Source organism: Enterobacter sp. BNK-14, assembly GCF_047456095.1.
GTDB classification, from domain to species: domain Bacteria; phylum Pseudomonadota; class Gammaproteobacteria; order Enterobacterales; family Enterobacteriaceae; genus Enterobacter; species Enterobacter kobei.
Map to the genome: position 1 here is coordinate 2,010,440 of NZ_CP179897.1, position 21,865 is coordinate 2,032,304.

The window sequence follows — 21,865 nt, forward strand, 5'->3', positions numbered from 1 at the left end:
CAGGAAACAGTACCTCTGACAATGAATTTACAGCATCACTTTCTTATTGCCATGCCTGCTCTCCAGGATCCGATTTTTCGCCGCGCCGTGGTTTATATTTGTGAATACAATGAAGACGGCGCGATGGGCATTATCATCAATAAGCCGCTGGAAAACCTGCAGGTTGAAGGGATTCTGGACAAGCTGAAAATCCCGGCTGAAGCGCGACTGCCGGAGATCCGGCTTGATAAACCGGTGATGCTGGGTGGACCACTTGCAGAAGATCGCGGCTTTATCCTGCATACCCCGCCGGTATTCTCTTCCAGTATCCGCATCTCCGATAACACCGTGATCACCACCTCGCGCGACGTGCTCGAAACGCTGGGTACCGCAGAACAGCCTTCCGAAGTGCTGGTGGCGCTGGGGTACTCGTCGTGGGAGAAAGGCCAGCTTGAGCAGGAAATCCTCGATAACGCCTGGCTTACCGCACCAGCGGACATGAATATTCTGTTTAAAACCCCGATAGCCGATCGCTGGCGCGATGCGGCAAAACTGATTGGCATTGATATTCTGACCATGCCTGGTGTCGCGGGGCACGCCTGATGAGCGGAACACTTTTGGCCTTTGATTTTGGTACTAAAAGCATTGGCGTCGCTGTGGGTCAGCGCATCACCGGTACCGCGCGTCCGCTCACGGCCCTGAAGGCCAACGACGGCACGCCTGACTGGAATCTTATCGAACGTCTGCTGAAAGAGTGGCAACCGGATGATGTTATCGTTGGGCTGCCGCTGAATATGGACGGCACCGAACAACCCCTTACCGCCCGCGCGCGTAAGTTCGCCAATAAAATCCATGGCCGCTTTGGCGTCTCCGTGAAGCTTCACGACGAGCGTCTTAGCACCGTCGAAGCGCGTGCTGGCCTGTTTGAGCATGGTGGCTTCCGGGCGCTCAACAAAGGCAGCGTAGACTCCGCCTCTGCCGTCATCATCCTCGAAAGCTATTTCGAACAGGGCTATTAATCTCAGGGGCCTATAGCCGCCCCTGCGCCCGTCTCTCCGCCACGCTCTGATCAAAGTTCTGCATTCCCGCCTGCTGGCCTGTTTGAATGATACCGGGCAGTTGCCACGTTTTTCCTTCACGAATCAGATTTGCCGCCGCCGGGGTATTCACCAGCAGTTCATACAGCGCGACACGCCCACCCTGCAGGTCGGGAAGCAGCCTCTGTGCCAGCACCGCACGCAGGCTACCGGCCAGCTGGTTACGTACCGGGTCTTTCTCCTGCGCCGGGAAGGTGTCCACCAGCCGCTCAATGGCCTGCGAGGCACCCCGCGTATGCAGTGTCGCCAGCACCAGATGCCCGGTCTCCGCCGCCGTCAACGCGAGACGGATCGTCTCTGCATCACGCAGCTCCCCCAGCAAAATCACATCTGGATCCTCGCGTAACGCTCCGCGCAGCGCCTCGACAAAAGACGGGCAGTGCTGACCTATTTCCCGCTGCTGAATCAGGCAGCGTTCGCTCCGGTACAGATACTCCACCGGATCTTCAAGCGTGAGGATATGCCCGTCAGTATGGTGGTTGAGAAAATCGACCATCGCCGCCAGAGTGGTGGATTTGCCGCTGCCGGTCGCCCCCGTCACCAGAATCAACCCGTTGTCACTGGATAACAGTTCCGGAATGGCACGCGGCACGCCCAGCGAAGAGAGTGGCGAACAGGTGCGTGGCAGCAACCGCAGGGCGATGGACACCCCGTTAATCTGCTTAAACGCACTCCCGCGCAGACGCTGGCCTTCTGCCACCGTCACGGCAAAATCGACCTGACCGTGAGCCCACCAGCTTCCCTGCTGCTCATCATTGAGCCACGCTTTTAATAACGCCCCGACATCTGGCGGCGGAAACGGCGCGGGTTCAAGGCGTCCTGACCGGCGCCAGCGGGGTGGCGAATCACTGCACAGGTGTAGATCGGAGACGTTATGATTTACACTAAGGGCCACCATTTCTTCCACATCCATAGACTACTCCTCGGAAAATGAACGACATTGCGCATAACCTGGCACAGGTCCGGGACAAAATCTCAGCTGCCGCAACGCGTTGCGGCCGTGCTTCAGAAGAAATTACGCTCCTTGCAGTCAGCAAAACCAAGCCTGCGAGCGCCATCGCAGAAGCGATTGATGCAGGCCAGCGCGCATTTGGTGAGAACTACGTGCAGGAAGGCGTGGATAAAATTCGCGACTTCCGGGAAAAGGGGAATACGGATCTTCAGTGGCACTTTATTGGTCCACTGCAGTCGAACAAAAGCCGTCTGGTGGCAGAGCACTTCGACTGGTGCCATACGATTGACCGTCTGCGCATTGCCACACGCCTGAACGAACAACGCCCGGCAGAGATGCCAGCGCTTAACGTGCTGATACAAATCAACATCAGCGACGAAAATAGCAAGTCCGGCATTGCGCTAAGCGAGCTGGATGCGCTGGCCGCAGACGTGGCCGCCCTGCCACGCTTAACCCTGCGTGGGCTGATGGCTATTCCGGCGCCAGAGTCAAGTTATGAAAGGCAGTTTGCCGTGGCACAGCAAATGGCTGTAGCATTTGAGGCGCTTAAAGCGCGCTACAACACGGTAGACACGCTTTCTCTGGGCATGTCGGATGATATGGAAGCCGCCATCGCGGCAGGCAGCACTATGGTGCGCATCGGTACCGCCATTTTCGGTGCGCGCGACTACTCCAAATAATAAGGAAACTTGAGGAACGCCATGAAGACGTTGACTTTCCTGCTCTCAACGGTCATTGAGCTGTATACGATGGCGCTTTTGCTGCGCGTCTGGATGCAGTGGGCCCGTTGTGATTTTTACAATCCGTTCTCCCAGTTTGTCGTGAAAATCACGCAACCTATTGTCGGGCCCCTGCGCCGTATTATCCCGGCCATGGGTCCCATCGACAGCGCTTCGCTGCTGGTAGCGTTTATTCTTAGCGTTATCAAAGCCATCGTGCTGTTTATGGTCATCACCTTCCAGCCGATTATCTGGATTGCCGCCGTGCTGATTCTGATCAAAACCGTCGGTCTGCTGATTTTCTGGGTGCTGCTGGTGATGGCCATCATGAGCTGGGTGAGCCAGGGGCGTAGCCCGGTAGAGTATGCCCTGATTCAGCTGGCCGAGCCGCTGCTGCGTCCGATCCGTAACTTACTTCCCTCTATGGGCGGCATCGACTTCTCCCCGATGATTCTGGTTCTGCTGCTCTATGTGATCAACATGGGGATCGCTGAACTGCTGCAGTCTACGGGCGACATGCTGTTGCCGGGGCTGTGGATGGCGCTATGAGTGCCGTAAGCACCTGCGCTGACGGGCTGGTTTTGCGGCTGTATATTCAGCCGAAAGCCAGCCGTGACAGTATTGTTGGACTGCATGGCGACGAGTTAAAAGTCGCCATCACCGCCCCGCCGGTTGACGGTCAGGCAAACGCGCATCTGACCAAATATCTGGCAAAACAGTTTCGCGTGGCCAAAAGCCAGGTCATCATTGAAAAAGGCGAACTGGGGCGGCATAAACAGGTAAAAATCCTCAACCCGCAATCCATCCCGACGGAAGTCGCGGCTTTGACAGAACAGGACTAAACCATGCAGAAAGTTGTTCTCGCGACCGGCAACGCCGGTAAAGTGCGCGAGTTGGCCTCGCTATTAAATGATTTTGGGCTGGATGTGGTCGCTCAGACCGATCTTGGCGTAGATTCTGCCGAAGAGACGGGGCTGACGTTTATTGAAAATGCGATCCTGAAAGCACGCCATGCCGCGCAGATTACCGGTCTGCCCGCCATTGCCGATGACTCCGGTCTGGCTGTCGATTTTCTTGGCGGCGCGCCGGGGATTTACTCTGCTCGTTATTCCGGTGTTGATGCAACCGACCAGCAGAATCTGGAAAAGCTGCTTGTTGCCCTGAAAGACGTACCGCATGAACAGCGGACCGCACAGTTCCACTGCGTGCTGGTCTATCTGCGTCACGCAGAGGACCCGACGCCGATCGTCTGCCACGGTAGCTGGCCGGGCGTGATTACCCGTGAAGCTGCGGGCAACGGCGGTTTTGGCTACGACCCGATTTTCTTTGTCCCGTCCGAGGGCAAAACCGCAGCGGAACTGACCCGCGAAGAGAAAAGCGCGATTTCCCACCGTGGGCGCGCACTGAAACTGTTACTGGAAGCACTGCGTAATGGCTAATTTGCCACCTCTGAGTCTTTATATTCACATCCCGTGGTGCGTGCAGAAATGCCCGTACTGCGATTTCAACTCGCACGCGCTGAAAGGTGAAGTGCCGCACGATGACTACGTTGCGCATCTGCTGGCTGACCTGGACGCCGATGTACCTTACGCACAGGGACGTGAAGTTAAGACCATTTTCATTGGTGGCGGTACGCCGAGCCTGCTGTCAGGCCCGGCGATGCAGACGCTGCTGGACGGCGTGCGTGCGCGCCTGAACCTGGCCGCGGATGCTGAAATTACGATGGAAGCCAACCCCGGTACCGTTGAGGCCGATCGTTTTGTCGAGTATCAGCGTGCAGGCGTGAACCGTATTTCCATCGGCGTGCAGAGCTTTAGCGAGCCAAAACTGAAGCGCCTGGGGCGCATTCACGGCCCTGAGGAAGCAAAGCGTGCGGCAAACCTGGCGACAGGACTGGGTCTGCGCAGCTTTAACCTCGATTTGATGCACGGCCTGCCGGACCAGTCGCTCGACGAAGCGCTGGACGATCTGCGCCAGGCGATTGAACTTAACCCGCCGCATCTGTCCTGGTATCAGCTCACCATTGAACCCAACACGCTGTTTGGTTCCCGTCCTCCGGTTCTGCCGGATGACGACGCGCTGTGGGATATTTTCGAGCAGGGCCACCAGTTGTTAACCGCTGCGGGGTATCAGCAGTACGAGACGTCTGCGTATGCGAAACCGGGGTATCAGTGTCAGCACAACCTGAACTACTGGCGTTTTGGCGACTACCTGGGAATTGGCTGCGGCGCGCACGGTAAGGTGACTTTCCCGGACGGTCGTATTCTGCGTACCGCCAAAACCCGCCACCCGCGAGGGTATATGGAAGGCCGTTATCTCGAGCGCCAGCACGACGTTGAGGCGGCGGATAAACCGTTTGAGTTCTTTATGAACCGCTTCCGCCTGCTGGAAGCCGCGCCGCGCGCGGAATTTGCGCGTTACACCGGTCTGCCGGAGTCAGTGATTCGTCCTCAGATTGACGAGGCGCTGGCGCAGGGGTATCTGACTGAGTGTGAAGATTACTGGCAGATCACCGAGCACGGCAAACTGTTCTTAAATTCCCTTCTTGAGCTGTTCCTCGCCGACGATTCCTGAAGGCTAATTCAGGTTTTTGCATCCCGTTCTGCCGGCTGAAGGAAAAGCTGGCAGAGTGTGGGGATGGAAAACTCAAAACAACTTCGCAAACAAATGACGCCCGAAGAATTTCGCCTCTGGTATTTGCTCAGAGGTCGTCGGTTCTTTGGCTATAAGTTTCGCCGCCAGATGCCGATTGGGCCGTATGTTGCAGATTTTGCCTGTTTTAAGGCGAAATTGATTATTGAGCTCGACGGAGGGCAACATCAAAGCAAAGAGAAATACGATTCACGTCGTACAGAGTTTTTGCATACAAATGGCTGGGAAGTCGTGCGATTCTGGAACAATGAATTTACTTCTCAGGAAGAGGAAGTGCTGACGGTTATTCTTCAAAAATTGCAGAGCCTGATGCCCTCACCCTAACCCTCTCCCACAGGGAGAGGGAACGTTTACACCCTCTCCCCTGGGGAGAGGGCCGGGGTGAGGGGCCCAGCGCGCAGAGGATTACTTCAACGTCCCCACCAGCGCCTTCCGGCTATCTTCCAGCGACACCACGCGTTTACACACGTCTTTGCCGAACTGCTGGAAATCATCTTCCTGGTTCTTCCACTCGTTCTGAATTGAGGTCTGCAAGCCACCCAGACTGCCCAGCACGCCCTGCAGCGGGTTACCGCCGCCCTTCAGGACCGCTTTAGCCCCCATCTCGTTGATGCTGTCCTGCAGAATGCCGCCCATCGCCTGGTTCACCAGCTGCTGTCCGTCAGCACGGACCTGATCAATCGCCTTGTAGTGGAACGTCAGGCCATCAGAGCGCGTCTCGATAATCCGGTTCATCTGCTCTTTGAGCTGCTTATCGAGCTTCGTCAGGCGGGAGCGCATATTGCTACTCTCCCCCACCTCTTTGGTAATGATCTTATCCAGTGCAACACGGCTTTTTTCGACGCGCGTCAGGGCTCCTTCATTAATCCATGGCAGCGCGGTACGCAAATCGGCCTGATAGTCTTTCGCCTGCTCACGCTGTGCGGCTGTCAGATTGTACTCTTTGCCGTTAAAGGTGACGTTCCCTTGCGGCGTAATCACCAGATTGCCGTTCTCGCCTTTGACCTGCACGGTTTGCGGGCTTAACACCACGTCATCACGCGGGGTTACGCTACATTTATACTCCGCATGGGCGGTGAATCCGGTTGCCATCAAAGCAACAGCCAGCAACGTTTTGCGCATCTTAAACACTCCCTCAGACAAAATGGGCCAGCTAATGCTGGCCCTTGACTGCTTTATTAGTCCCACCAAACGTCGAAAAGTTCGCTGACGCGGACATCTTCCAGCTTGTGGTCTTCAAGCCATTTACGAACCAGCGCCTGATGTTCTTCGGTGCATTTACCCACTTCCTGGGTGCAGATCAGACCTTCCCACGCCAGGTAACCGCTACCGTCGAAGGCCAGCTTGTTGGGCTCAATCACGTCGTTGATGAAGGCATCCACGTCCTGATCGATCTGTTCTATACTGGTGCCTTCCGGGAAACGCCACGCAACGGAGAAACCCACTTCCTGGAATTCTTCGATATGCATTTTTTTACGCAGACGACGGCTACGATTCTTTGCCATTATTTCACCCTCTCGAACATTAAGTCCCATACACCGTGACCAAGACGATGGCCACGCTGTTCAAATTTCGTTACCGGACGTGAATCCGGACGCGGAACATAGTCGTTGCTTTCAGACTGGTTTTTATACCCGTCCAGAGACGACATCACTTCCAGCATATGTTCCGCATAAGGTTCCCAGTCGGTCGCCATATGGAAGACGCCGCCCAGTTTCAGCTTGCTTTTCACCAGCTCGGCAAACGGTGCCTGAACGATACGGCGTTTATTATGACGTGCTTTGTGCCACGGGTCAGGGAAAAAGAGCTGAACCATGGTTAAAGAATTGTCAGGAATCATTTTGTGCAGCACTTCCACCGCGTCATGACACATGACGCGCAGGTTCTCTACACCCTCTTCATGGGCAGTTGCGAGACACGCGCCGACGCCCGGGGAGTGCACTTCAATACCGAGGAAGTTCTGCTCCGGGCGAGCTTGCGCCATGGTCACCAGAGAGGTGCCCATACCAAAACCAATCTCCAGCGTGACTGGCGCTTCGCGGCCAAACAGCCCGGCAAAGTCCAGCGGCTGCTCGCTGAACTCAACGCCCATCACCGGCCAGTAGTTGTCCAGCGCATGTTGCTGCCCTTTTGTCAGGCGGCCCTGACGACGGACAAAGCTGCGAATACGGCGCAGCGGGCGACCGTTTTCATCAAATTCCGGTGAAATGACGTCGTTTTTCATAAAAGAGTTGTCTGCTTGTGAGAATGTTCGGGAAACGGGCATTATCCAAAGTTAAGGCGTCTATGCAAGCATGGGAAAGATCCGGTTTACAGCAGATTGACGCTGTGCTGCAATCTGCGTCCCTGATTATGTGAATCGATGACCATGCAAGCCTCTCAATTTTCAGCCCAGGTGCTGGACTGGTACGACAAATACGGGCGTAAAACCCTGCCCTGGCAAATTGAAAAAACGCCTTACAAAGTATGGCTCTCCGAAGTGATGTTGCAACAAACGCAGGTCGCCACGGTGATCCCATACTTTGAGCGTTTTATGGCACGCTTCCCGACGGTAACAGACCTGGCGAATGCCCCGCTGGACGAGGTATTGCACCTGTGGACAGGCCTGGGCTATTACGCCCGCGCGCGTAATCTGCACAAGGCCGCGCAGCAGGTCGCCACGCGCCACAACGGTAAATTCCCGGAAACCTTCGATGAAGTGGCAGATTTACCCGGCGTCGGGCGTTCAACGGCGGGAGCCATTCTCTCTCTCTCTTTGGGTAAGCATTTCCCGATCCTCGACGGCAACGTGAAGCGCGTGCTGGCACGTTGCTATGCCGTGGACGGCTGGCCCGGTAAAAAAGAGGTTGAGAAACGTCTGTGGGAGATCAGTGAAGCGGTTACCCCGGCCAACGGCGTCGAACGTTTTAACCAGGCGATGATGGATCTGGGTGCGATGGTTTGCACGCGCTCAAAACCCAAGTGCGAACTCTGCCCGCTCAATACTCTCTGCGTGGCCTACGCTAACCATTCGTGGTCGCAATACCCGGGGAAAAAACCGAAGCAGACGCTACCGGAGCGCACCGGTTACATGCTGCTGATGCAGCACGGCGACGAGGTGTTCCTGGCCCAGCGTCCACCGAGCGGCCTGTGGGGCGGTCTATATTGCTTCCCGCAGTTTGAAGGTGAAGATTTGCTGCGTGAATGGCTTAAACAGCGCGGTATTGCTGCCGATAACCTGACACAGCTGACCGCGTTTCGCCATACCTTCAGCCATTTCCACCTGGATATTGTGCCGATGTGGCTTCCCGTGTCCTCATTTGCCTCGTGCATGGATGAAGGCACCGCTCTCTGGTATAACTTAGCGCAACCGCCATCAGTCGGGCTGGCGGCTCCCGTGGAGCGCCTGTTACAGCAATTACGTGCCGGTGCAATGGTTTAGCATCGACAAGAAAAAGAGGAATGAGTATGGCCAGAACGATTTTTTGTACTTTCCTGCAGCGTGACGCTGAAGGCCAGGATTTCCAGCTTTATCCGGGTGATCTGGGTAAACGCATTTATAACGAGATCTCCAAAGAAGCCTGGGGACAGTGGCAGAAAAAGCAGACCATGCTGATTAACGAGAAAAAGCTCAGCATGATGAACCCGGAACACCGCAAGCTGCTGGAACAGGAGATGGTGAACTTCCTGTTTGAAGGCAAAGACGTGCATATCGAAGGCTATACGCCTCCAGAAAAATAATATTGAGCGGCTGTTGCCGGGTGGCGCTGCGCTTACCCGGCCTACAAAACCGTAGGCCCGTGCAAGCGAAGCGCCGCCGGGCAATAGCAACGACTAAGCAAACACAACACGCACGCCCGGAATGATGAAAAAACTTTTAGCGCTAGCCCTTGTTGCGCCGTTGCTGGTCTCCTGTTCGTCAAAAAAAGGCGATGATTACAACGAAGCCTGGATCAAGGACACCAACGGTTTTGACATTTTGATGGGGCAGTTTGCCCACAACATCGAGAACATATGGGGATTTAACGAAGTTCTTATTGCCGGACCGAAGGACTACGTTAAGTACACCGACGCCTATCTGACCCGTAGCCACATCAACTTTGATGAGGGTACGATCACCATTGAAACCATCGCGGGTACTGACCCTGCGGCACGACTGCGTCAGGCGATTATCAAAACCCTGCTGATGGGTGACGACCCGGGATCTATCGATCTCTACTCCGATGCCGACGATATCACCATCTCGAAAGAGCCGTTCCTGTACGGTCAGGTTGTCGATCAAACCGGCCAGCCAATCCGCTGGGAAGGTCGCGCCACGAAATTTGCCGACTATCTGCTGCAGACGCGACTGAAGAGCCGCTCTAACGGCCTGAAGATAATTTATAGCGTCACCATCAACCTCGTGCCGAACCACCTCGACAAGCGTGCGCATAAGTATCTTGGCATGGTGCGTCAGGCATCACGTAAGTACGGCGTGGATGAGTCGCTGATCCTGGCGATTATGCAGACCGAATCGTCGTTCAACCCTTACGCAGTTAGCCGTTCCGACGCCCTGGGGCTGATGCAGGTAGTCCAGCACAGCGCCGGTAAGGACGTCTTCCGCGCGCAGGGCAAATCCGGCACGCCGAGCCGTAGCTATCTGTTCGATCCCCAGAGCAACATTGATACCGGCACGGCCTATCTGGCGATGCTGAACAATGTTTATCTCGGCGGCATCGATAACCCGACCTCACGCCGCTATGCCGTAATCACCGCCTATAACGGCGGCGCGGGCAGCGTGCTGCGCGTCTTCTCGAACGACAAAGTGCAGGCCGCAAACATCATCAACAGCATGGCGCCGGGGGATGTTTACTCAACCCTCACCACCCGCCACCCATCAGCGGAGTCCCGCCGCTATCTGTATAAGGTCAATACGGCGCAGAAGAACTATCGTCGTCGCTAAAAAACTCCCCCTCACCCTAACCCTCTCCCCAAAAGGGAGAGGGGACTTGAACACCCATACGAAAATGTTATTTGCATCACAATCCAAACTGCAAATTAATGTGGATTGCATTTTTTTGCGGGAGGTAACAAAACATATCGTTGCCAACTGATAGAATTGCATCAAATAACAACCCTGAATGTTCCAAAAACAACATATCTCCCGCTCACTTGTGAGGAAAGTAACATGAACCTTAAGCTGCAGCTTAAAATATTGTCGTTTCTGCAGTTCTGCCTGTGGGGTAGCTGGCTGACTACACTCGGCTCCTATATGTTTGTGACGCTCAAGTTCGATGGTGCGTCAATCGGTGCCGTCTACAGCTCGCTGGGTATCGCGGCGGTCTTCATGCCAACACTGCTCGGTATCGTGGCGGATAAATGGTTAAGTGCGAAATGGCTGTACATGCTTTGCCATCTGGTGGGCGCGGGGACGCTGTTTATGGCGGCCGAAGTGACCACGCCGGGGGCAATGTTTATGGTGATCCTGCTTAACTCGCTGGCCTATATGCCAACGCTTGGGCTGATCAACACCATCTCTTACTACCGCCTGAAATCTGCCGGGATGGATATCGTGACCGATTTCCCACCAATCCGTATCTGGGGCACCATCGGCTTTATCATGGCAATGTGGGGCGTGAGCTTCGCAGGCTTTGAACTGAGCCATATGCAGCTCTACATCGGTGCCGCGCTCTCCGTGCTGCTGGCGATCTTCACCCTGACGCTGCCAACCATTCCGGTTTCAAACCAGCAGAAAAACCAGAGCTGGAGCACCATGCTCGGTCTGGACGCGTTCGCGCTGTTTAAAAACAAACGGATGGCGATCTTCTTTATCTTCTCCATGCTGTTGGGCGCAGAGCTGCAGATCACCAACATGTTCGGCAACACCTTCCTGCACAGCTTCGATAACAATCCGCTGTTTGCCGGAAGCTTTATCGTTGAGCATGCGTCGGTGATGATGTCCATCTCTCAGATCTCTGAGACGCTGTTCATCCTGACCATCCCGTTCTTCCTGAGCCGCTACGGCATCAAGAACGTCATGCTGATCAGTATCGCGGCATGGATGTTGCGCTTTGGTCTGTTCGCCTACGGCGACCCGAGCGCATTCGGCACCGTACTGCTGGTGCTGTCGATGATTGTTTACGGCTGTGCCTTCGACTTCTTCAACATTTCCGGTTCCGTATTCGTGGAAAAAGAAGTGAAGCCTGAAATCCGCGCCAGCGCACAGGGCATGTTCCTGATGATGACCAACGGCTTCGGCTGTATTCTGGGCGGCGTGGTGAGCGGTAAAGTGGTAGAGATGTACACCACCAACGGCATCACCAACTGGCAGCCGGTGTGGCTGATCTTCGCCGCATACTCGCTGGTGCTGTTCTTCGCGTTCATCGCGCTGTTCAAGTACAAGCACGTGCGTGTGCCGAACGGTGCGCAGCCGATCGCGCATTGATTGTTGTGCCCGGTGGCGCTAACGCTTACCGGGCCTACAAAACCAAACCGTAGGCCGGGTAAGGCGAAGCCGCCACCCGGCTATTTTATTCCAGACAGCACCCACCCCACCGACAGCAAATCGGCGCTGCCGCCCGGACTCAGATTGCGTTCTATCAATGCGATATCCATTTTAAGCAACGCTTCGCGGTCCCAGCCGTTAGCCAGCAATTCCCGCGCGTAGTCCTGAACGTAGCGCAGCCCTTCCATGCCACCGCGCGACACCAGATTGCTGTCCTGATTGACTGACATCAGGCGTAACAGCAGGCTGTGAAGCGACCGTCCGTTCCACTGTGCCAACGCCTTACGCACCGTGGCAAAGCCGCTTTCCGCCTCACCGCGCGCGCCGGTTAAGCCGTGCTGCTGAAACTGCCGCTCGCCCGCCGTCGCCTGCCCGCTGCGCGCGGCCAACTCTCGCGACACCAGCCCGCGGCAGATGTTACCCACCTCACAACAGAGGCTGTCCGCAGAAAGATTGTTCACACGTCCGGCGGCGAAGCACAGTAAACCCAGGGCAAAAATCCCGCCTTTGTGCGTATTCACGCCGTTCGTCGCGGCGTACATCGCCTGCTCGCAGGCCATCCCCATTGGGCGGATAATCCGTAGCTGTGCGTCAGCGGGCTTATCCGCATGCGCGTTACCAAGTTCAGCAAAGCGCGCAAACCACGGCGTAATCGCCGCAATGCTGCGGGCAAACAGCGCGTGGTCCATATCGCGGTGGGAACCGTTATTGAGCTTGTCCACCAGCCCCGGTTTGGGCGTCAGCTCCAGCTCCTGCCACAGTGCCGCTTCGGCAAGCGCGGGCACGTCCGCAATGCGGGGTTTAGTCGCGAGCAAACCAGTCATCAATCATCTTCTCCACCCGGGAAACCACCTGCTCAACGGGATGGTTCCGCGAGCGGGAACAGGCATGCGCAGGTTCGTCGCAGATCAGGCAGCGTCTGAGATTTGCCCCCAGCGACTGACGCCCGACGTGGCCATGCTGAGGGCAGATAACATCCAGATCCCACAGCCTGCCGAGCGGGTGCGTCTGCTCCAGATCCGCGCAGTGCGCTTTAATTTCCGCTGCCGGATGAGCCACGCACCACAGGGCCTCGGGCCCGGTCGGAAGCCACAGCACCTGACGGTCCAGCACCTGCCAGCGGTTCTCCCATAGCAGCTGGTCGCACGTCTGGAGCGCTACGCCCATGGTGTTGCGATAGCGCAGGCTGTCTTTAATTTCCCCTGGCGTGACCAGCGTGAGGGAAATCACCGGTTGTTGATAGTGCTCAAGCATGTCAGCCTGACGCGCTGCGCGGCGCTCTTTCGCCGCCAGCAGTTCGTCCAGGCTGACACCCGTCCGCACGGGTGTCGCTACTGTCATAATCACTCCTTCACCTGTCGCACGGTGTCGATCACGCTGCCGTCGCGGTAGCGGATCACCCCGACGATTTTGTCGGTAAACTCAATCGGCTTTGGTACGCCCGTCAGCGATATCGCCCGTTCATAGAGCGCGTTGATATCCACAATCTTCAGCCCGGCAGCCATCAGCCGCTCACGTACCTCCGGGCGCGCCGGGTTAACCGCAATGCCGTGATCGGTGACCAGCACGTCGATGCTCTCACCCGGCGTGAGGCGCGTGGTAACGCGCTTCACGACCGTCGGAATGCGGCTGCGCAGCAGCGGCGCAACGACGATGGTGAGGTTCGCCGCAGCGGCCACGTCGCAGTGTCCGCCGGACGCGCCGCGCATCACGCCGTCGGAGCCGGTGATGACGTTGACGTTGAAATCAACGTCGATTTCGAGGGCGCTGAGGATCACCACGTCGAGCTGGTCGCAGCTTGCCGCCTTGCTGCCGGGGTTGGCGTAAACATTGGTGGAGATCTCCACGTGGTTCGGGTTGCGCGCCAGAGACGCCGCCGCCTGGCCGTCAAAGCACTGGGTGTCGAGCAGCTTTTCGATGAGCCCCTTCTCGTGCAAATCCACCAGGCTGCCGGTGATGCCGCCAAGCGCGAAGCGCGCCTTCACGCCGCTGCGCTCCATTTTCTCTTCCATAAAACGCGTGCAGGCGGTCGCCGCCGCGCCGGAGCCGGTCTGCATTGAGAAGCCCGGGTAAAAGTAGCCGGAATGTTCAATCACGTCCGCCGCATAGCGGGCGATCATCAGCTCGCGCGGGTTGCTGGTGACGCGCGCCGCGCCAACGCTGATTTTCGCCGGGTCACCGACGCTCTCAACCTGCACGATGTAGTCCACCTGGTCCTGCACCAGGCTGGCGGGCATATTGGGGAACGGCACCAGTTCTTCGGTCAGCAGCACCACCTTGCGGGCAAAGTGCGCATCCACCATGGCGTAGCCCAGCGAGCCGCAGCAGGATTTACCGTGGGTGCCGTTGGCGTTGCCAAACTCATCGCTGCACGGCACGCCGAGAAACGCCACGTCGATATTCAGCTCGCCGTCCTGCAAGAGCTTCACGCGCCCGCCGTGGGAGTGAATTTGCACCGGCTCGTCCATCAGCCCGTGGGAGATTGCATCCGCCAGCCTGCCGCGCATTCCGGAGGTGTAAATGCGGGTGATGACGCCGCTTTCAATATGCTCGATCAGCGCGTCATTGCAGGTCATCAGCGAGCTGGAGGCCAGCGTCAGGTTTTTGAAACCCATTCGCGCCAGCAGCGCCACGACGGTGTTGATCACCCGGTCGCCTTCGCGAAACGCGTGGTGGAAAGAGATGGTCATCCCGTCCTGCAGGCCGCAGCGCTTCACCGCCTCTTCAACGGAGGCGCAGAGTTTGCGGCTGTGCTTCGCGTCAGCATCCGCCAGCCACGGCGTCGCGCTGTGGGCGGTATCAAACGGTTTTAAGCCCCGCAGATGGGGGAAATTCATATGGAGAAGTTCAGTCTGGTTCATTCTGTCATCCTTACCGACGCACGCCGGAGGCCGCCGCGCGCTCCAGCACCACCTGCGCGTGGTTAATAATCGGTGCATCCACCATTTTGCCGTTGAGCGACACCACGCCCAGGCCGTTACGCTCGCCCTCTTCTGCCGCCTCAATCACTCGCTTCGCGTGTTCCACCTCTTCCTGCGTCGGGGCGTAAGCGTTATGCAGCAGGTCAATCTGGCGCGGGTTAATCAGCGATTTGCCGTTAAAGCCCATCTTGCGGATCAGATCGACCTCGCGCAGGAACCCGGCCTCGTCGTTAACGTCTGACCACACCACGTCGAAGGCGTCGATGCCCGCCGCGCGGGCGGCGTGCAATACGGCGCAGCGGGCGTAGAACAGCTCGGTGCCGTCGCCGCGCTCGGTCTGCATATCCATCACATAATCAAAGGCGGCCAGCGCGATGCCGATGAGGCGCGGGGAGCTGCGGGCAATCGCCACGGCATTTATCACGCCAATGGCCGATTCAATCGCCGCCATGACGCGGGTAGAGCCGACCTCGCGGCCGCACTCGCGTTCAATACGCGCCAGGTGACCCTCCAGCTCGTAGATATCGTCCGGGGTATCGGTTTTCGGCAGGCGAATCACGTCCACGCCCGCCCGCACGGCGGCTTCCAGATCCAGCAGGCCAAACGGCGTGCTCAGCGGGTTAATGCGCACCACGGTTTCGATATCCTGATACATCGGGTGCTGTAGCGCGTGGAACACCAGCATGCGCGCGGTGTCTTTCTCGCGCAGGGCAACGGCGTCTTCCAGGTCAAACATGATGGAATCAGGCCGATAGATAAAGGCGGTGGAAAGCATGGCGGCGTTGGCGCCCGGCAGGAACAGCATACTGCGGCGGAGTTTGCTCATTTCAGCGCCCCCCAGTTGATGGTTTGATCATCGGCGGCACGCATCAGCGCGCTTTGCAGGCGGGCGCGAATAACACAGTCCAGCGCCCCTTTATCTTCAATAATGATGAGTCCCTGGTGCACGTTCATGGCGCGCAATGTGTCGTTGACCACCTGGCGAATCTGCTCGCCAAACTGCTTAATCACTTCACTGTGGATGACTATCTCCAGCTCGCCGTGAGCGGGAGCGATTTTCACCATCAGGTCGCTGGACTCCTGCGTGCCGGCCAGCGCCTCCCTTACAATATTCATGATAAATTCCTGGTAGTTATGCGACTTCGGCACTCGCACGGTAATGCGTTTCGAGATGCGCGAAGGTGGAGTCCGGGACAATCTCCCGGATCCGGGAAAACTGCTGTGTCTTGAGTAAACGGCGCACTTCGGACGCGGAAATGGCGTTGCCGGTGGCCTTGATGCGCGGCATTTCCACCACCTCAATATGCGAGGCCAGCAGGTCGTGCAGCGTCTGGTTGTACTGCCGGGTGATATCGCAAAAGGGCTCCGAGCCGATGAAGCGGTGGGTGATGCCCAGCGCCGGGGCAATAAAGTCCCGGAAAATCAGCACGTCGATTTCACTCCACGCCTGCTGCACTTTGCCGGTCTCCTTCAGGAAGTAGGCCGGGAAAGTGGCGCGGGAGATGATGTACTGCGAGCCTTCATGCACCACCACGTTCGGCAGATGCGCCACGCCCGCCCGCACCATCTCAATGCGCGCGCTAAACGGGAAGAACGACGCATCTTCACGCACCACGAAGAGATGCAGCGCATCGCACTGCTGCGCCGCCTGCTCCACCAGATGGCGATGGCCGAGGGTGAAGGGATTGGCGTTCATCACTATCGCGCCAATGTTCTCCCCGCTTTTGCGCTTCGCGCGCAGGGAACGGCAGTAGCGTTCGATCCCCTGCGGGGTGTTCTCCATCAGCACCGCGTTGTTTCCGCTCTGGGCAATCGGCCAGAAGCCACTGCGGGCAAAGCGCTCCCGGTTGCACGGACGGGTGCAGAGGAAGAGGTGAAAATGGCCGCGCTCCAGCGCCGCATTTTCCACCTCAGCCAGCAGCCGCGCGCTGAGGTTCTCGCCGCGAAGCTGCTCGTTGACCGCCACGCATTTGATGACGTTGGCGGCAAGCCCTGCGCAACCCACCAGCTGCGAGCCGGACCAGGCTTCGACAAACAGTGTGATGTCGTTGTCCAGGCCCAGGCCGCTGTCTGCCAGCAGGTAGCGGATCTGGCTTAAGCGTTCCGGATGCTTCGCCACCAGAGTGTGGCGAAAATCGATGGGTTGACTGTTCATGCCGTTTTACTCAGTGTGCTGCCGCAAGCCCGACGGCGGGCGCTTCCACGATCACGTTGCTCAGATGACCGATATGCTCGATCTCCACCTCAATGCGATCGCCCTCTTTCATAAACAGCGGCGGGTTACGCTTTTTCCCCACCCCGCCCGGGGATCCGGTGATGATCACATCGCCCGGGCTGAGGCGGGTGAAGGTGCTGATGTACTCGATCAGCTCCGCAACCTTGTGGATCATGCTGCTGGTGTTGTCTTCCTGCACCATGCGGCCGTTCAGCCAGGTGCGGATTGCCAGCTGGTGCGGATCCGGGATCTCATCCGCCGTCGCCATCCAGGGGCCAAACGCGCCGGTCTGACGCCAGTTTTTTCCGGCTGTAAACCAGGTGTGCTGCCAGTCACGGGCGGAGCCGTCCATGTAGCAGCTGTAGCCCGCCACGTGGCGCAGCGCGTCGTCGCGGCTGATGTTCTCCCCACCTTTGCCGATGATCACCGCCAGCTCGCCTTCGTAGTCGAATTCACTGGAGTGGCGCGGCTTCAGCACCGGTTCGTTATGGCCGGTCTGTGAATCCGGGAAGCGGACAAACAGCGTCGGGGCCGGGTTATGCTGGTCAAACTCCTTGCGCTTGTCGGCGTAGTTCATGCCCACGCAGAGAATTTTTTCCGGCTGCTCAATCACCGGTAAGAAGGTGATAGCGCTCATCGGCACGTCCACCGCGTCGTTCAGGTAGCGGGTGGCCTGCGCCAGCCCGTTGCCCTGCAGCAGCGCCTTGAGGTCGCTGTAGCGGTCGCCGAGACGGCGGCCTAAATCAATCACGCCGTCGGCCTGGACGATGCCGTAGCTGCGTTTTCCCTGGTATAAAAAGCTTGCGAGTTTCATTGTTCTTTCCTGAAAACTTAAACGAGGAAGTTGCCCAGAATCAGCAGAGAGATAGAGACGTTAATCGCTCCGCCGATACGGGTAGCAATCTGGGCGAACGGCATCAGGCTCATGCGGTTGCCTGCGGTCAGGATCGCCACGTCGCCGGTACCGCCCTGCCCGCTCTGGCAGCAGGAGACGATGGCGACATCAATCGGATGCATACCGATCTTTTTGCCGACGAAGAAGCCGGTCGCCACCAGCGCAGAAACGGTGCTGACAATCACCAGCAGGTTGCTGACGGTGAACGCCGCCACTAGTTCGTGCCACGGGGTGATAGCCACGCCGACGGCGAAGAGGATGGGGTAGGTCACGGAAGTCTGGAAGAATTTGTAGACGACCTGCGAACCTTCCAGCAGGCGCGGAGAGGCGCCGTTGCAGAGCTTCACCAGCACCGCCATAAACAGCATGCCGACCGGGGCTGGCAGGCCAATGAGCTTGTGGCCGAGCATGCCCAGCATGTAGAGCAGCACCGCCAGCAGGGCGCCAGAGGCGATTGTGGTCACGTCCGCTTTACCAGAGAACGCAGGCTGAGAGACGGTGGTATCGGCATTGGCGCGGTTAGGCATCAGCTGGCCTTCACCGGTCAGGTGCGGGTAGCGCTTACCAAGCTGGTTCAGGCAACCGGAGATAATGATCGCAGTCAGACCGCCGAGCATCACCATCGGCAGCACGCGACCGAGCGCTACGCCCTGGTCCATGTGCAGCAGGGTGGCATAACCGATGGAAAGCGGAATTGCGCCTTCCCCGACGCCGCCCGCCATAATGGGCAGAATGATAAAGAAGAAGATCTGGAACGGCTCCAGACCCAGCGCGAGACCAACGCCCATCCCCACCAGCATGCCGACAATTTCACCGCACAGCATCGGGAAGAAGATGCGCAGGAAGCCCTGAATCAGCACCGTGCGGTTCATGCTCATGATGCTGCCGACGATAATGCAGCAGATGTAGAGATAGAGAATATTGGTGGATTTATAGAACTTCGTGGTGGACTCGACCACCACATCCGGCAGCAGGCCGTAATAGACCAGCGCGGAAGGGATAAAGGTGGCGCAAATCGCCGCCGCACCGAGCTTGCCGACAATCGGCAGGCGCTTGCCAAACTCACCGCAGGCAAAGCCGAAGAAGGCCAGGGTCGCTACCATCACCACGATGTCGCTCGGCAGCTTTCCGCCCAGACAATCAATCGCAATCAGTGCGCCCGCCAGAACAAACAGCGGCAGAGGGATAATCCCGATTTTCCAGGTATCCATAATATGCCACCAACGCTCTTTGAGCGAGGGTCGCTGAATTTCAATCGGGTCGTGGGTAACAGAGAAAGAATCGTCAGTTGTGCTCATAATAAGCCCCTTGGTTATTTTGTGCGTTCAGCTTAGAGTCACAAAGGCTTACTTTATGTGAGGGATGACATATTAAAAGCGAAGTTTTAATGGCCACTATGGTTTTAATGGTTTCTTTTATTTAATGTGATTTATGCCTTATTTATTATCGTGGTTTTTATGGTTTCTTTTCTGAATTGAACAAACAAATAACATTTATTCATATAGCCTGAACGAGGTAAGCCCTCAGGATAAATCTTTTACAGCACCCGCTGTGCAAGGGATCACAAGTTTTCGGCAAAGCGCAGGCAGCCACAGAAAAAAAGATGATATATTGGCGATCTTTGTCGCTACCTTGCGTGATAGTTATGAAAGTCTCTTTCCAGATTAAGTTGTTTATTTCGCTGGTTGCCTTTTTCTCAGTGCTTTTTGCGTTACTGGGCGGATATTATTATGCCGATGTCGGTAAGCAGCTTTATCAGGAAATGAGTGCGCGCGCAAAAATACAGGCGGAGGAGATTGCGCTTATTCCGTCATTACGCAATGAAGTTGAACAAAAAGATATCACCGCGATCCATGATTTTATGCAGAAAATGGCTGCCCATAGCGATGCCAGCTTTATTGTCATTGGAGATAACACGGGAAAGCACCTTTTTCATTCCGTCTTTGCCGACAGAGTGGGCACGACGCTGGTTGGCGGCGACAATGAGGCCGTCCTGCAGGGGAAAAGCACGACAACCATCCGTAAAGGCGGACTGGGTATTTCGCTGCGCAGTAAAGCCCCTATTTTCAACGATGCCGGGCAGGTGGTTGGCATTGTTTCCGTGGGCTATCTCACCAGCTACCTGGATACCATTACCGTCAGTAAAGTGGTCAATATCCTGATTGCCGCCGTGCTGCTGCTTTTGGCCCTCTTTATCTTCTCCTGGTTCTTTACCCGCAGTATAAAGAAGCAGATCTTCTCCCTCGAACCGCGAGAAATCGGCCTGCTGGTACGTCAGCAAAAGGCGATGATGGAATCTATCTACGAAGGGGTGATTGCCATTGATAACGAGCGGCGCATAGAAGTGATCAACCAGGCGGCGCGCAAACTGCTGGGGCTGAGCCAGCCGGCGCGTGAACTGCGCGGGCAGTTGATAAGCCAGGTGATCGACCCGGTCCCGTTCTTCGACACGCAGACGATGCTGGCTAAAGATACCCACGATGAGATTTGCCGTTTTAACGATCTCACGGTGATTGCCAGCCGGGTTCACATCATGCTTGAGGGCTCGCTGCAGGGCTGGGTGATCACCTTCCGCGATCGCAACGAAATCGACTCTCTGAGCGCCCAGCTCAGCCAGGTAAAGCGCTATGTCGATAACCTGCGCATTATGCGTCACGAGCAGTTAAACCGGATGACCACCCTCTCCGGCCTGCTGCATATGGGCCGCTATGAGGAGGCGATTGGCTATATTCAGGCGCAGTCGGAACATGCCCAGGAGCTGCTGGACTTTATCTCGTCGCGCTTCAGTTCTCCCACCCTGTGCGGCCTGCTGCTCGGGAAAGCCGCCCGAGCGCGGGAAAAAGGTGTCGAGCTGAGTTTCGACCCGGCCTGTCGGCTGGATAAGCCGTTCCTGCCGCTTGGGGAGCAAGAGTTGATTTCGATTATTGGTAACCTGCTGGATAACGCCATCGAAGCAACACAGCGCTCGCCGCTTCCCCATGCGCCAGTGGAAGTGCTGATAAAACTCAGCGAGCAGGAGCTGATTATTGAAGTCGCCGACCAGGGCGTAGGCATTAAACCGGAGATCCGTGAGCGGATCTTTGAACGCGGCATCACCACCAAAACACGCGGCGATCATGGGATTGGTCTGTATCTGATCGAAAGCTACGTTATGCAGGCTGGCGGCGCGATAGAAGTTGCCGATAATACCCCACGCGGCGCCATTTTCTCACTGTTTATCCCGGCCTCGGGAACCGTCCGGCAACTGGAAGACACCGACTATGCAACATGAACTTATCGACGTACTGATTGTTGAAGACGAGAACGAACTGGCACAGCTGCACGCGGAGCTCATCAGCAAACACCCGCGTCTGAGACTGGTGGGGATTGCCTCGTCACTGGCCGACGCGCAGGTTCAGCTTGAGCGTAAACAGCCTCAGCTGATGCTGCTGGATAACTATCTGCCGGACGGCAAAGGCATCACCCTTATCAGTAACCCGATGCTGACCCGCGCCAACTGCTCGGTGATTTTCATCACCGCCGCCAGCGATATGGACACCTGCAGCCAGGCCATCCGCAACGGCGCTTTTGACTATATCCTTAAGCCGGTTTCCTGGAAGCGCCTCAGCCAGTCGCTGGAGCGCTTTGTGCAATTTGCCGAACAGCAGCGCGTCTGGAAGATTGTCGATCAGCAAAACGTCGATTCACTGTATCAACTCCAGGCGAAGAACTACCGCCAGGACAACGGCAGCAAAGGGATTGAGGAGAATACGCTGGCCCGGGTGCAGGCGCTGTTCAACGACAAGGCGACGCACTGCTTTACCGTGGATGAGGTGGTGAGCGAAACGGGGTTGAGTAAAACCACTACCCGGCGCTATCTGGAGCACTGCGTGGAGGCGGGGTTTCTGAGCGTAGAGATGCTGTACGGGAAGATTGGGCATCCAAGGAGGATGTACAAGCGTAGTGCGGTTTGATGAAACGTTCCCTCTCCCT

26 protein-coding genes are annotated in these 21,865 nt (G+C 56.9%); 14 read left to right on the plus strand and 12 right to left on the minus strand.

Annotated elements, in window-relative coordinates; genetic code table 11:
* The first annotated feature begins 21 nt into the window (after positions 1-21).
* Positions 22-582, plus strand: coding sequence for a YqgE/AlgH family protein (locus ACMGGM_RS09535; RefSeq protein ID WP_008499752.1), 561 nt, complete (start codon positions 22-24; stop codon positions 580-582).
* Positions 582-998 carry a Holliday junction resolvase RuvX gene (gene ruvX / locus ACMGGM_RS09540; RefSeq protein WP_006811925.1) on the plus strand — a complete coding sequence of 139 codons (417 nt, stop codon included), beginning with the start codon at positions 582-584 and terminating at the stop codon, positions 996-998. Before ACMGGM_RS09535 ends, ruvX begins: the two co-directional genes overlap by 1 nt.
* Before the next feature lie 10 nt (positions 999-1,008).
* On the opposite strand, the gene ACMGGM_RS09545 is transcribed toward ruvX, so the two are convergent.
* The gene (locus tag ACMGGM_RS09545; protein WP_063943590.1) at positions 1,009-1,989 is read right to left on the minus strand and encodes a type IV pilus twitching motility protein PilT; all 981 of its coding nucleotides are present in this window, start codon (positions 1,987-1,989) and stop codon (positions 1,009-1,011) included.
* 17 nt (positions 1,990-2,006) lie between these two features.
* On the opposite strand from ACMGGM_RS09545, the gene ACMGGM_RS09550 reads away from it, so the two are divergent.
* The 6 genes from ACMGGM_RS09550 to ACMGGM_RS09575 all read left to right on the plus strand — a co-directional run bounded on the left by ACMGGM_RS09550 (position 2,007) and on the right by ACMGGM_RS09575 (position 5,723).
* On the plus strand, positions 2,007-2,708 hold the full coding sequence (locus tag ACMGGM_RS09550; RefSeq protein WP_014885191.1) for a YggS family pyridoxal phosphate-dependent enzyme: 702 nt from the start codon (positions 2,007-2,009) through the stop codon (positions 2,706-2,708).
* A gap of 21 nt (positions 2,709-2,729) precedes the next feature.
* Positions 2,730-3,296, plus strand: coding sequence for a YggT family protein (locus ACMGGM_RS09555; protein ID WP_014885192.1), 567 nt, complete (start codon positions 2,730-2,732; stop codon positions 3,294-3,296).
* On the plus strand, positions 3,293-3,589 hold the full coding sequence (gene yggU, locus ACMGGM_RS09560; protein ID WP_014885193.1) for a DUF167 family protein YggU: 297 nt from the start codon (positions 3,293-3,295) through the stop codon (positions 3,587-3,589). The genes ACMGGM_RS09555 and yggU overlap by 4 nt, the downstream gene beginning before the upstream one ends.
* Before the next feature lie 3 nt (positions 3,590-3,592).
* Positions 3,593-4,186, plus strand: coding sequence for an XTP/dITP diphosphatase (locus ACMGGM_RS09565; RefSeq protein ID WP_063943588.1), 594 nt, complete (start codon positions 3,593-3,595; stop codon positions 4,184-4,186).
* A complete protein-coding gene (gene hemW, locus ACMGGM_RS09570) occupies positions 4,179-5,321 on the plus strand; it encodes a radical SAM family heme chaperone HemW (protein ID WP_014885195.1) in 1,143 nt (380 codons plus the stop codon). Before ACMGGM_RS09565 ends, hemW begins: the two co-directional genes overlap by 8 nt.
* Positions 5,322-5,384: 63 nt before the next feature.
* Positions 5,385-5,723, plus strand: a complete 339-nt coding sequence (locus ACMGGM_RS09575) for an endonuclease domain-containing protein (protein WP_023331282.1) — start codon at positions 5,385-5,387, stop codon at positions 5,721-5,723.
* Positions 5,724-5,804: 81 nt separating this feature from the next.
* Here the strand turns inward: ACMGGM_RS09575 and ACMGGM_RS09580 are convergent, their stop codons facing one another.
* Genes ACMGGM_RS09580 through trmB form a run of 3 tightly spaced genes read right to left on the minus strand, consistent with a single transcriptional unit; the run spans position 5,805 to position 7,623 of the window.
* The gene (locus tag ACMGGM_RS09580; protein ID WP_014885197.1) at positions 5,805-6,521 is read right to left on the minus strand and encodes a DUF2884 domain-containing protein; all 717 of its coding nucleotides are present in this window, start codon (positions 6,519-6,521) and stop codon (positions 5,805-5,807) included.
* A 56-nt stretch (positions 6,522-6,577) separates the two neighbouring features.
* Positions 6,578-6,904, minus strand: coding sequence for a YggL family protein (locus ACMGGM_RS09585; RefSeq protein ID WP_063943586.1), 327 nt, complete (start codon positions 6,902-6,904; stop codon positions 6,578-6,580).
* Complete coding sequence (gene trmB, locus ACMGGM_RS09590; protein WP_014885199.1) at positions 6,904-7,623, minus strand: tRNA (guanosine(46)-N7)-methyltransferase TrmB; 720 nt, start codon at positions 7,621-7,623, stop codon at positions 6,904-6,906. The genes ACMGGM_RS09585 and trmB overlap by 1 nt, the downstream gene beginning before the upstream one ends.
* Positions 7,624-7,767: 144 nt before the next feature.
* On the opposite strand from trmB, the gene mutY reads away from it, so the two are divergent.
* The 4 genes from mutY to ACMGGM_RS09610 all read left to right on the plus strand — a co-directional run bounded on the left by mutY (position 7,768) and on the right by ACMGGM_RS09610 (position 11,802).
* A complete protein-coding gene (mutY, locus tag ACMGGM_RS09595) occupies positions 7,768-8,820 on the plus strand; it encodes an A/G-specific adenine glycosylase (protein WP_169809475.1) in 1,053 nt (350 codons plus the stop codon).
* 26 nt (positions 8,821-8,846) lie between these two features.
* Complete coding sequence (locus ACMGGM_RS09600) at positions 8,847-9,119, plus strand: oxidative damage protection protein (protein ID WP_003862425.1); 273 nt, start codon at positions 8,847-8,849, stop codon at positions 9,117-9,119.
* A 124-nt stretch (positions 9,120-9,243) separates the two neighbouring features.
* Positions 9,244-10,320, plus strand: a complete 1,077-nt coding sequence (gene mltC, locus ACMGGM_RS09605) for a membrane-bound lytic murein transglycosylase MltC (RefSeq protein ID WP_014885201.1) — start codon at positions 9,244-9,246, stop codon at positions 10,318-10,320.
* Positions 10,321-10,545: 225 nt separating this feature from the next.
* Positions 10,546-11,802: a nucleoside permease gene (locus tag ACMGGM_RS09610; RefSeq protein ID WP_014885202.1), complete on the plus strand. Its 1,257-nt coding sequence runs from the start codon at positions 10,546-10,548 to the stop codon at positions 11,800-11,802.
* 80 nt (positions 11,803-11,882) lie between these two features.
* Here the strand turns inward: ACMGGM_RS09610 and citG are convergent, their stop codons facing one another.
* The 8 genes from citG to ACMGGM_RS09650 are packed head-to-tail and all read right to left on the minus strand — an operon-like array spanning position 11,883 to position 19,191.
* The gene (gene citG / locus ACMGGM_RS09615) at positions 11,883-12,686 is read right to left on the minus strand and encodes a triphosphoribosyl-dephospho-CoA synthase CitG (protein ID WP_047344499.1); all 804 of its coding nucleotides are present in this window, start codon (positions 12,684-12,686) and stop codon (positions 11,883-11,885) included.
* Complete coding sequence (citX, locus tag ACMGGM_RS09620; RefSeq protein WP_014885204.1) at positions 12,664-13,203, minus strand: citrate lyase holo-[acyl-carrier protein] synthase; 540 nt, start codon at positions 13,201-13,203, stop codon at positions 12,664-12,666. Before citX ends, citG begins: the two co-directional genes overlap by 23 nt.
* 2 nt (positions 13,204-13,205) lie before the next feature.
* Positions 13,206-14,723 carry a citrate lyase subunit alpha gene (gene citF / locus ACMGGM_RS09625; protein WP_014885205.1) on the minus strand — a complete coding sequence of 506 codons (1,518 nt, stop codon included), beginning with the start codon at positions 14,721-14,723 and terminating at the stop codon, positions 13,206-13,208.
* Positions 14,724-14,733: 10 nt separating this feature from the next.
* The gene (citE, locus tag ACMGGM_RS09630; RefSeq protein WP_014885206.1) at positions 14,734-15,609 is read right to left on the minus strand and encodes a citrate (pro-3S)-lyase subunit beta; all 876 of its coding nucleotides are present in this window, start codon (positions 15,607-15,609) and stop codon (positions 14,734-14,736) included.
* Positions 15,606-15,899 carry a citrate lyase acyl carrier protein gene (citD, locus tag ACMGGM_RS09635; protein ID WP_014885207.1) on the minus strand — a complete coding sequence of 98 codons (294 nt, stop codon included), beginning with the start codon at positions 15,897-15,899 and terminating at the stop codon, positions 15,606-15,608. The genes citE and citD overlap by 4 nt, the downstream gene beginning before the upstream one ends.
* A 16-nt stretch (positions 15,900-15,915) precedes the next feature.
* Complete coding sequence (citC, locus tag ACMGGM_RS09640; RefSeq protein ID WP_014885208.1) at positions 15,916-16,938, minus strand: [citrate (pro-3S)-lyase] ligase; 1,023 nt, start codon at positions 16,936-16,938, stop codon at positions 15,916-15,918.
* Between the two features lie 10 nt (positions 16,939-16,948).
* Positions 16,949-17,812 carry a fumarylacetoacetate hydrolase family protein gene (locus tag ACMGGM_RS09645; RefSeq protein ID WP_045134818.1) on the minus strand — a complete coding sequence of 288 codons (864 nt, stop codon included), beginning with the start codon at positions 17,810-17,812 and terminating at the stop codon, positions 16,949-16,951.
* Positions 17,813-17,829: 17 nt separating this feature from the next.
* Positions 17,830-19,191, minus strand: coding sequence for a 2-hydroxycarboxylate transporter family protein (locus tag ACMGGM_RS09650; protein ID WP_014885210.1), 1,362 nt, complete (start codon positions 19,189-19,191; stop codon positions 17,830-17,832).
* A gap of 347 nt (positions 19,192-19,538) precedes the next feature.
* Here ACMGGM_RS09650 and ACMGGM_RS09655 point away from each other — a divergent pair, with 347 nt between their 5' ends.
* Together ACMGGM_RS09655 and ACMGGM_RS09660 are read left to right on the plus strand one after the other, a co-directional pair.
* Positions 19,539-21,164 (plus strand): sensor histidine kinase, encoded by a 1,626-nt coding sequence (locus ACMGGM_RS09655; RefSeq protein ID WP_045134819.1) that lies wholly within the window; start codon positions 19,539-19,541, stop codon positions 21,162-21,164.
* The gene (locus ACMGGM_RS09660) at positions 21,154-21,846 is read left to right on the plus strand and encodes a response regulator (RefSeq protein WP_023337769.1); all 693 of its coding nucleotides are present in this window, start codon (positions 21,154-21,156) and stop codon (positions 21,844-21,846) included. The genes ACMGGM_RS09655 and ACMGGM_RS09660 overlap by 11 nt, the downstream gene beginning before the upstream one ends.
* Positions 21,847-21,865: the final 19 nt, after the last annotated feature.

Coding starts and splice junctions, on each gene's coding strand:
- ACMGGM_RS09535 (WP_008499752.1), top strand. CDS start 22: ATGAATTTACAGCATCACTTTCTTATTGCCATGCCTGCTCTCCAGGAT.
- ruvX (WP_006811925.1), top strand. CDS start 582: ATGAGCGGAACACTTTTGGCCTTTGATTTTGGTACTAAAAGCATTGGC.
- ACMGGM_RS09545 (WP_063943590.1), bottom strand. CDS start 1,989: ATGGATGTGGAAGAAATGGTGGCCCTTAGTGTAAATCATAACGTCTCC.
- ACMGGM_RS09550 (WP_014885191.1), top strand. CDS start 2,007: ATGAACGACATTGCGCATAACCTGGCACAGGTCCGGGACAAAATCTCA.
- ACMGGM_RS09555 (WP_014885192.1), top strand. CDS start 2,730: ATGAAGACGTTGACTTTCCTGCTCTCAACGGTCATTGAGCTGTATACG.
- yggU (WP_014885193.1), top strand. CDS start 3,293: ATGAGTGCCGTAAGCACCTGCGCTGACGGGCTGGTTTTGCGGCTGTAT.
- ACMGGM_RS09565 (WP_063943588.1), top strand. CDS start 3,593: ATGCAGAAAGTTGTTCTCGCGACCGGCAACGCCGGTAAAGTGCGCGAG.
- hemW (WP_014885195.1), top strand. CDS start 4,179: ATGGCTAATTTGCCACCTCTGAGTCTTTATATTCACATCCCGTGGTGC.
- ACMGGM_RS09575 (WP_023331282.1), top strand. CDS start 5,385: ATGGAAAACTCAAAACAACTTCGCAAACAAATGACGCCCGAAGAATTT.
- ACMGGM_RS09580 (WP_014885197.1), bottom strand. CDS start 6,521: ATGCGCAAAACGTTGCTGGCTGTTGCTTTGATGGCAACCGGATTCACC.
- ACMGGM_RS09585 (WP_063943586.1), bottom strand. CDS start 6,904: ATGGCAAAGAATCGTAGCCGTCGTCTGCGTAAAAAAATGCATATCGAA.
- trmB (WP_014885199.1), bottom strand. CDS start 7,623: ATGAAAAACGACGTCATTTCACCGGAATTTGATGAAAACGGTCGCCCG.
- mutY (WP_169809475.1), top strand. CDS start 7,768: ATGCAAGCCTCTCAATTTTCAGCCCAGGTGCTGGACTGGTACGACAAA.
- ACMGGM_RS09600 (WP_003862425.1), top strand. CDS start 8,847: ATGGCCAGAACGATTTTTTGTACTTTCCTGCAGCGTGACGCTGAAGGC.
- mltC (WP_014885201.1), top strand. CDS start 9,244: ATGAAAAAACTTTTAGCGCTAGCCCTTGTTGCGCCGTTGCTGGTCTCC.
- ACMGGM_RS09610 (WP_014885202.1), top strand. CDS start 10,546: ATGAACCTTAAGCTGCAGCTTAAAATATTGTCGTTTCTGCAGTTCTGC.
- citG (WP_047344499.1), bottom strand. CDS start 12,686: ATGACTGGTTTGCTCGCGACTAAACCCCGCATTGCGGACGTGCCCGCG.
- citX (WP_014885204.1), bottom strand. CDS start 13,203: ATGACAGTAGCGACACCCGTGCGGACGGGTGTCAGCCTGGACGAACTG.
- citF (WP_014885205.1), bottom strand. CDS start 14,723: ATGAACCAGACTGAACTTCTCCATATGAATTTCCCCCATCTGCGGGGC.
- citE (WP_014885206.1), bottom strand. CDS start 15,609: ATGAGCAAACTCCGCCGCAGTATGCTGTTCCTGCCGGGCGCCAACGCC.
- citD (WP_014885207.1), bottom strand. CDS start 15,899: ATGAATATTGTAAGGGAGGCGCTGGCCGGCACGCAGGAGTCCAGCGAC.
- citC (WP_014885208.1), bottom strand. CDS start 16,938: ATGAACAGTCAACCCATCGATTTTCGCCACACTCTGGTGGCGAAGCAT.
- ACMGGM_RS09645 (WP_045134818.1), bottom strand. CDS start 17,812: ATGAAACTCGCAAGCTTTTTATACCAGGGAAAACGCAGCTACGGCATC.
- ACMGGM_RS09650 (WP_014885210.1), bottom strand. CDS start 19,191: ATGAGCACAACTGACGATTCTTTCTCTGTTACCCACGACCCGATTGAA.
- ACMGGM_RS09655 (WP_045134819.1), top strand. CDS start 19,539: ATGAAAGTCTCTTTCCAGATTAAGTTGTTTATTTCGCTGGTTGCCTTT.
- ACMGGM_RS09660 (WP_023337769.1), top strand. CDS start 21,154: ATGCAACATGAACTTATCGACGTACTGATTGTTGAAGACGAGAACGAA.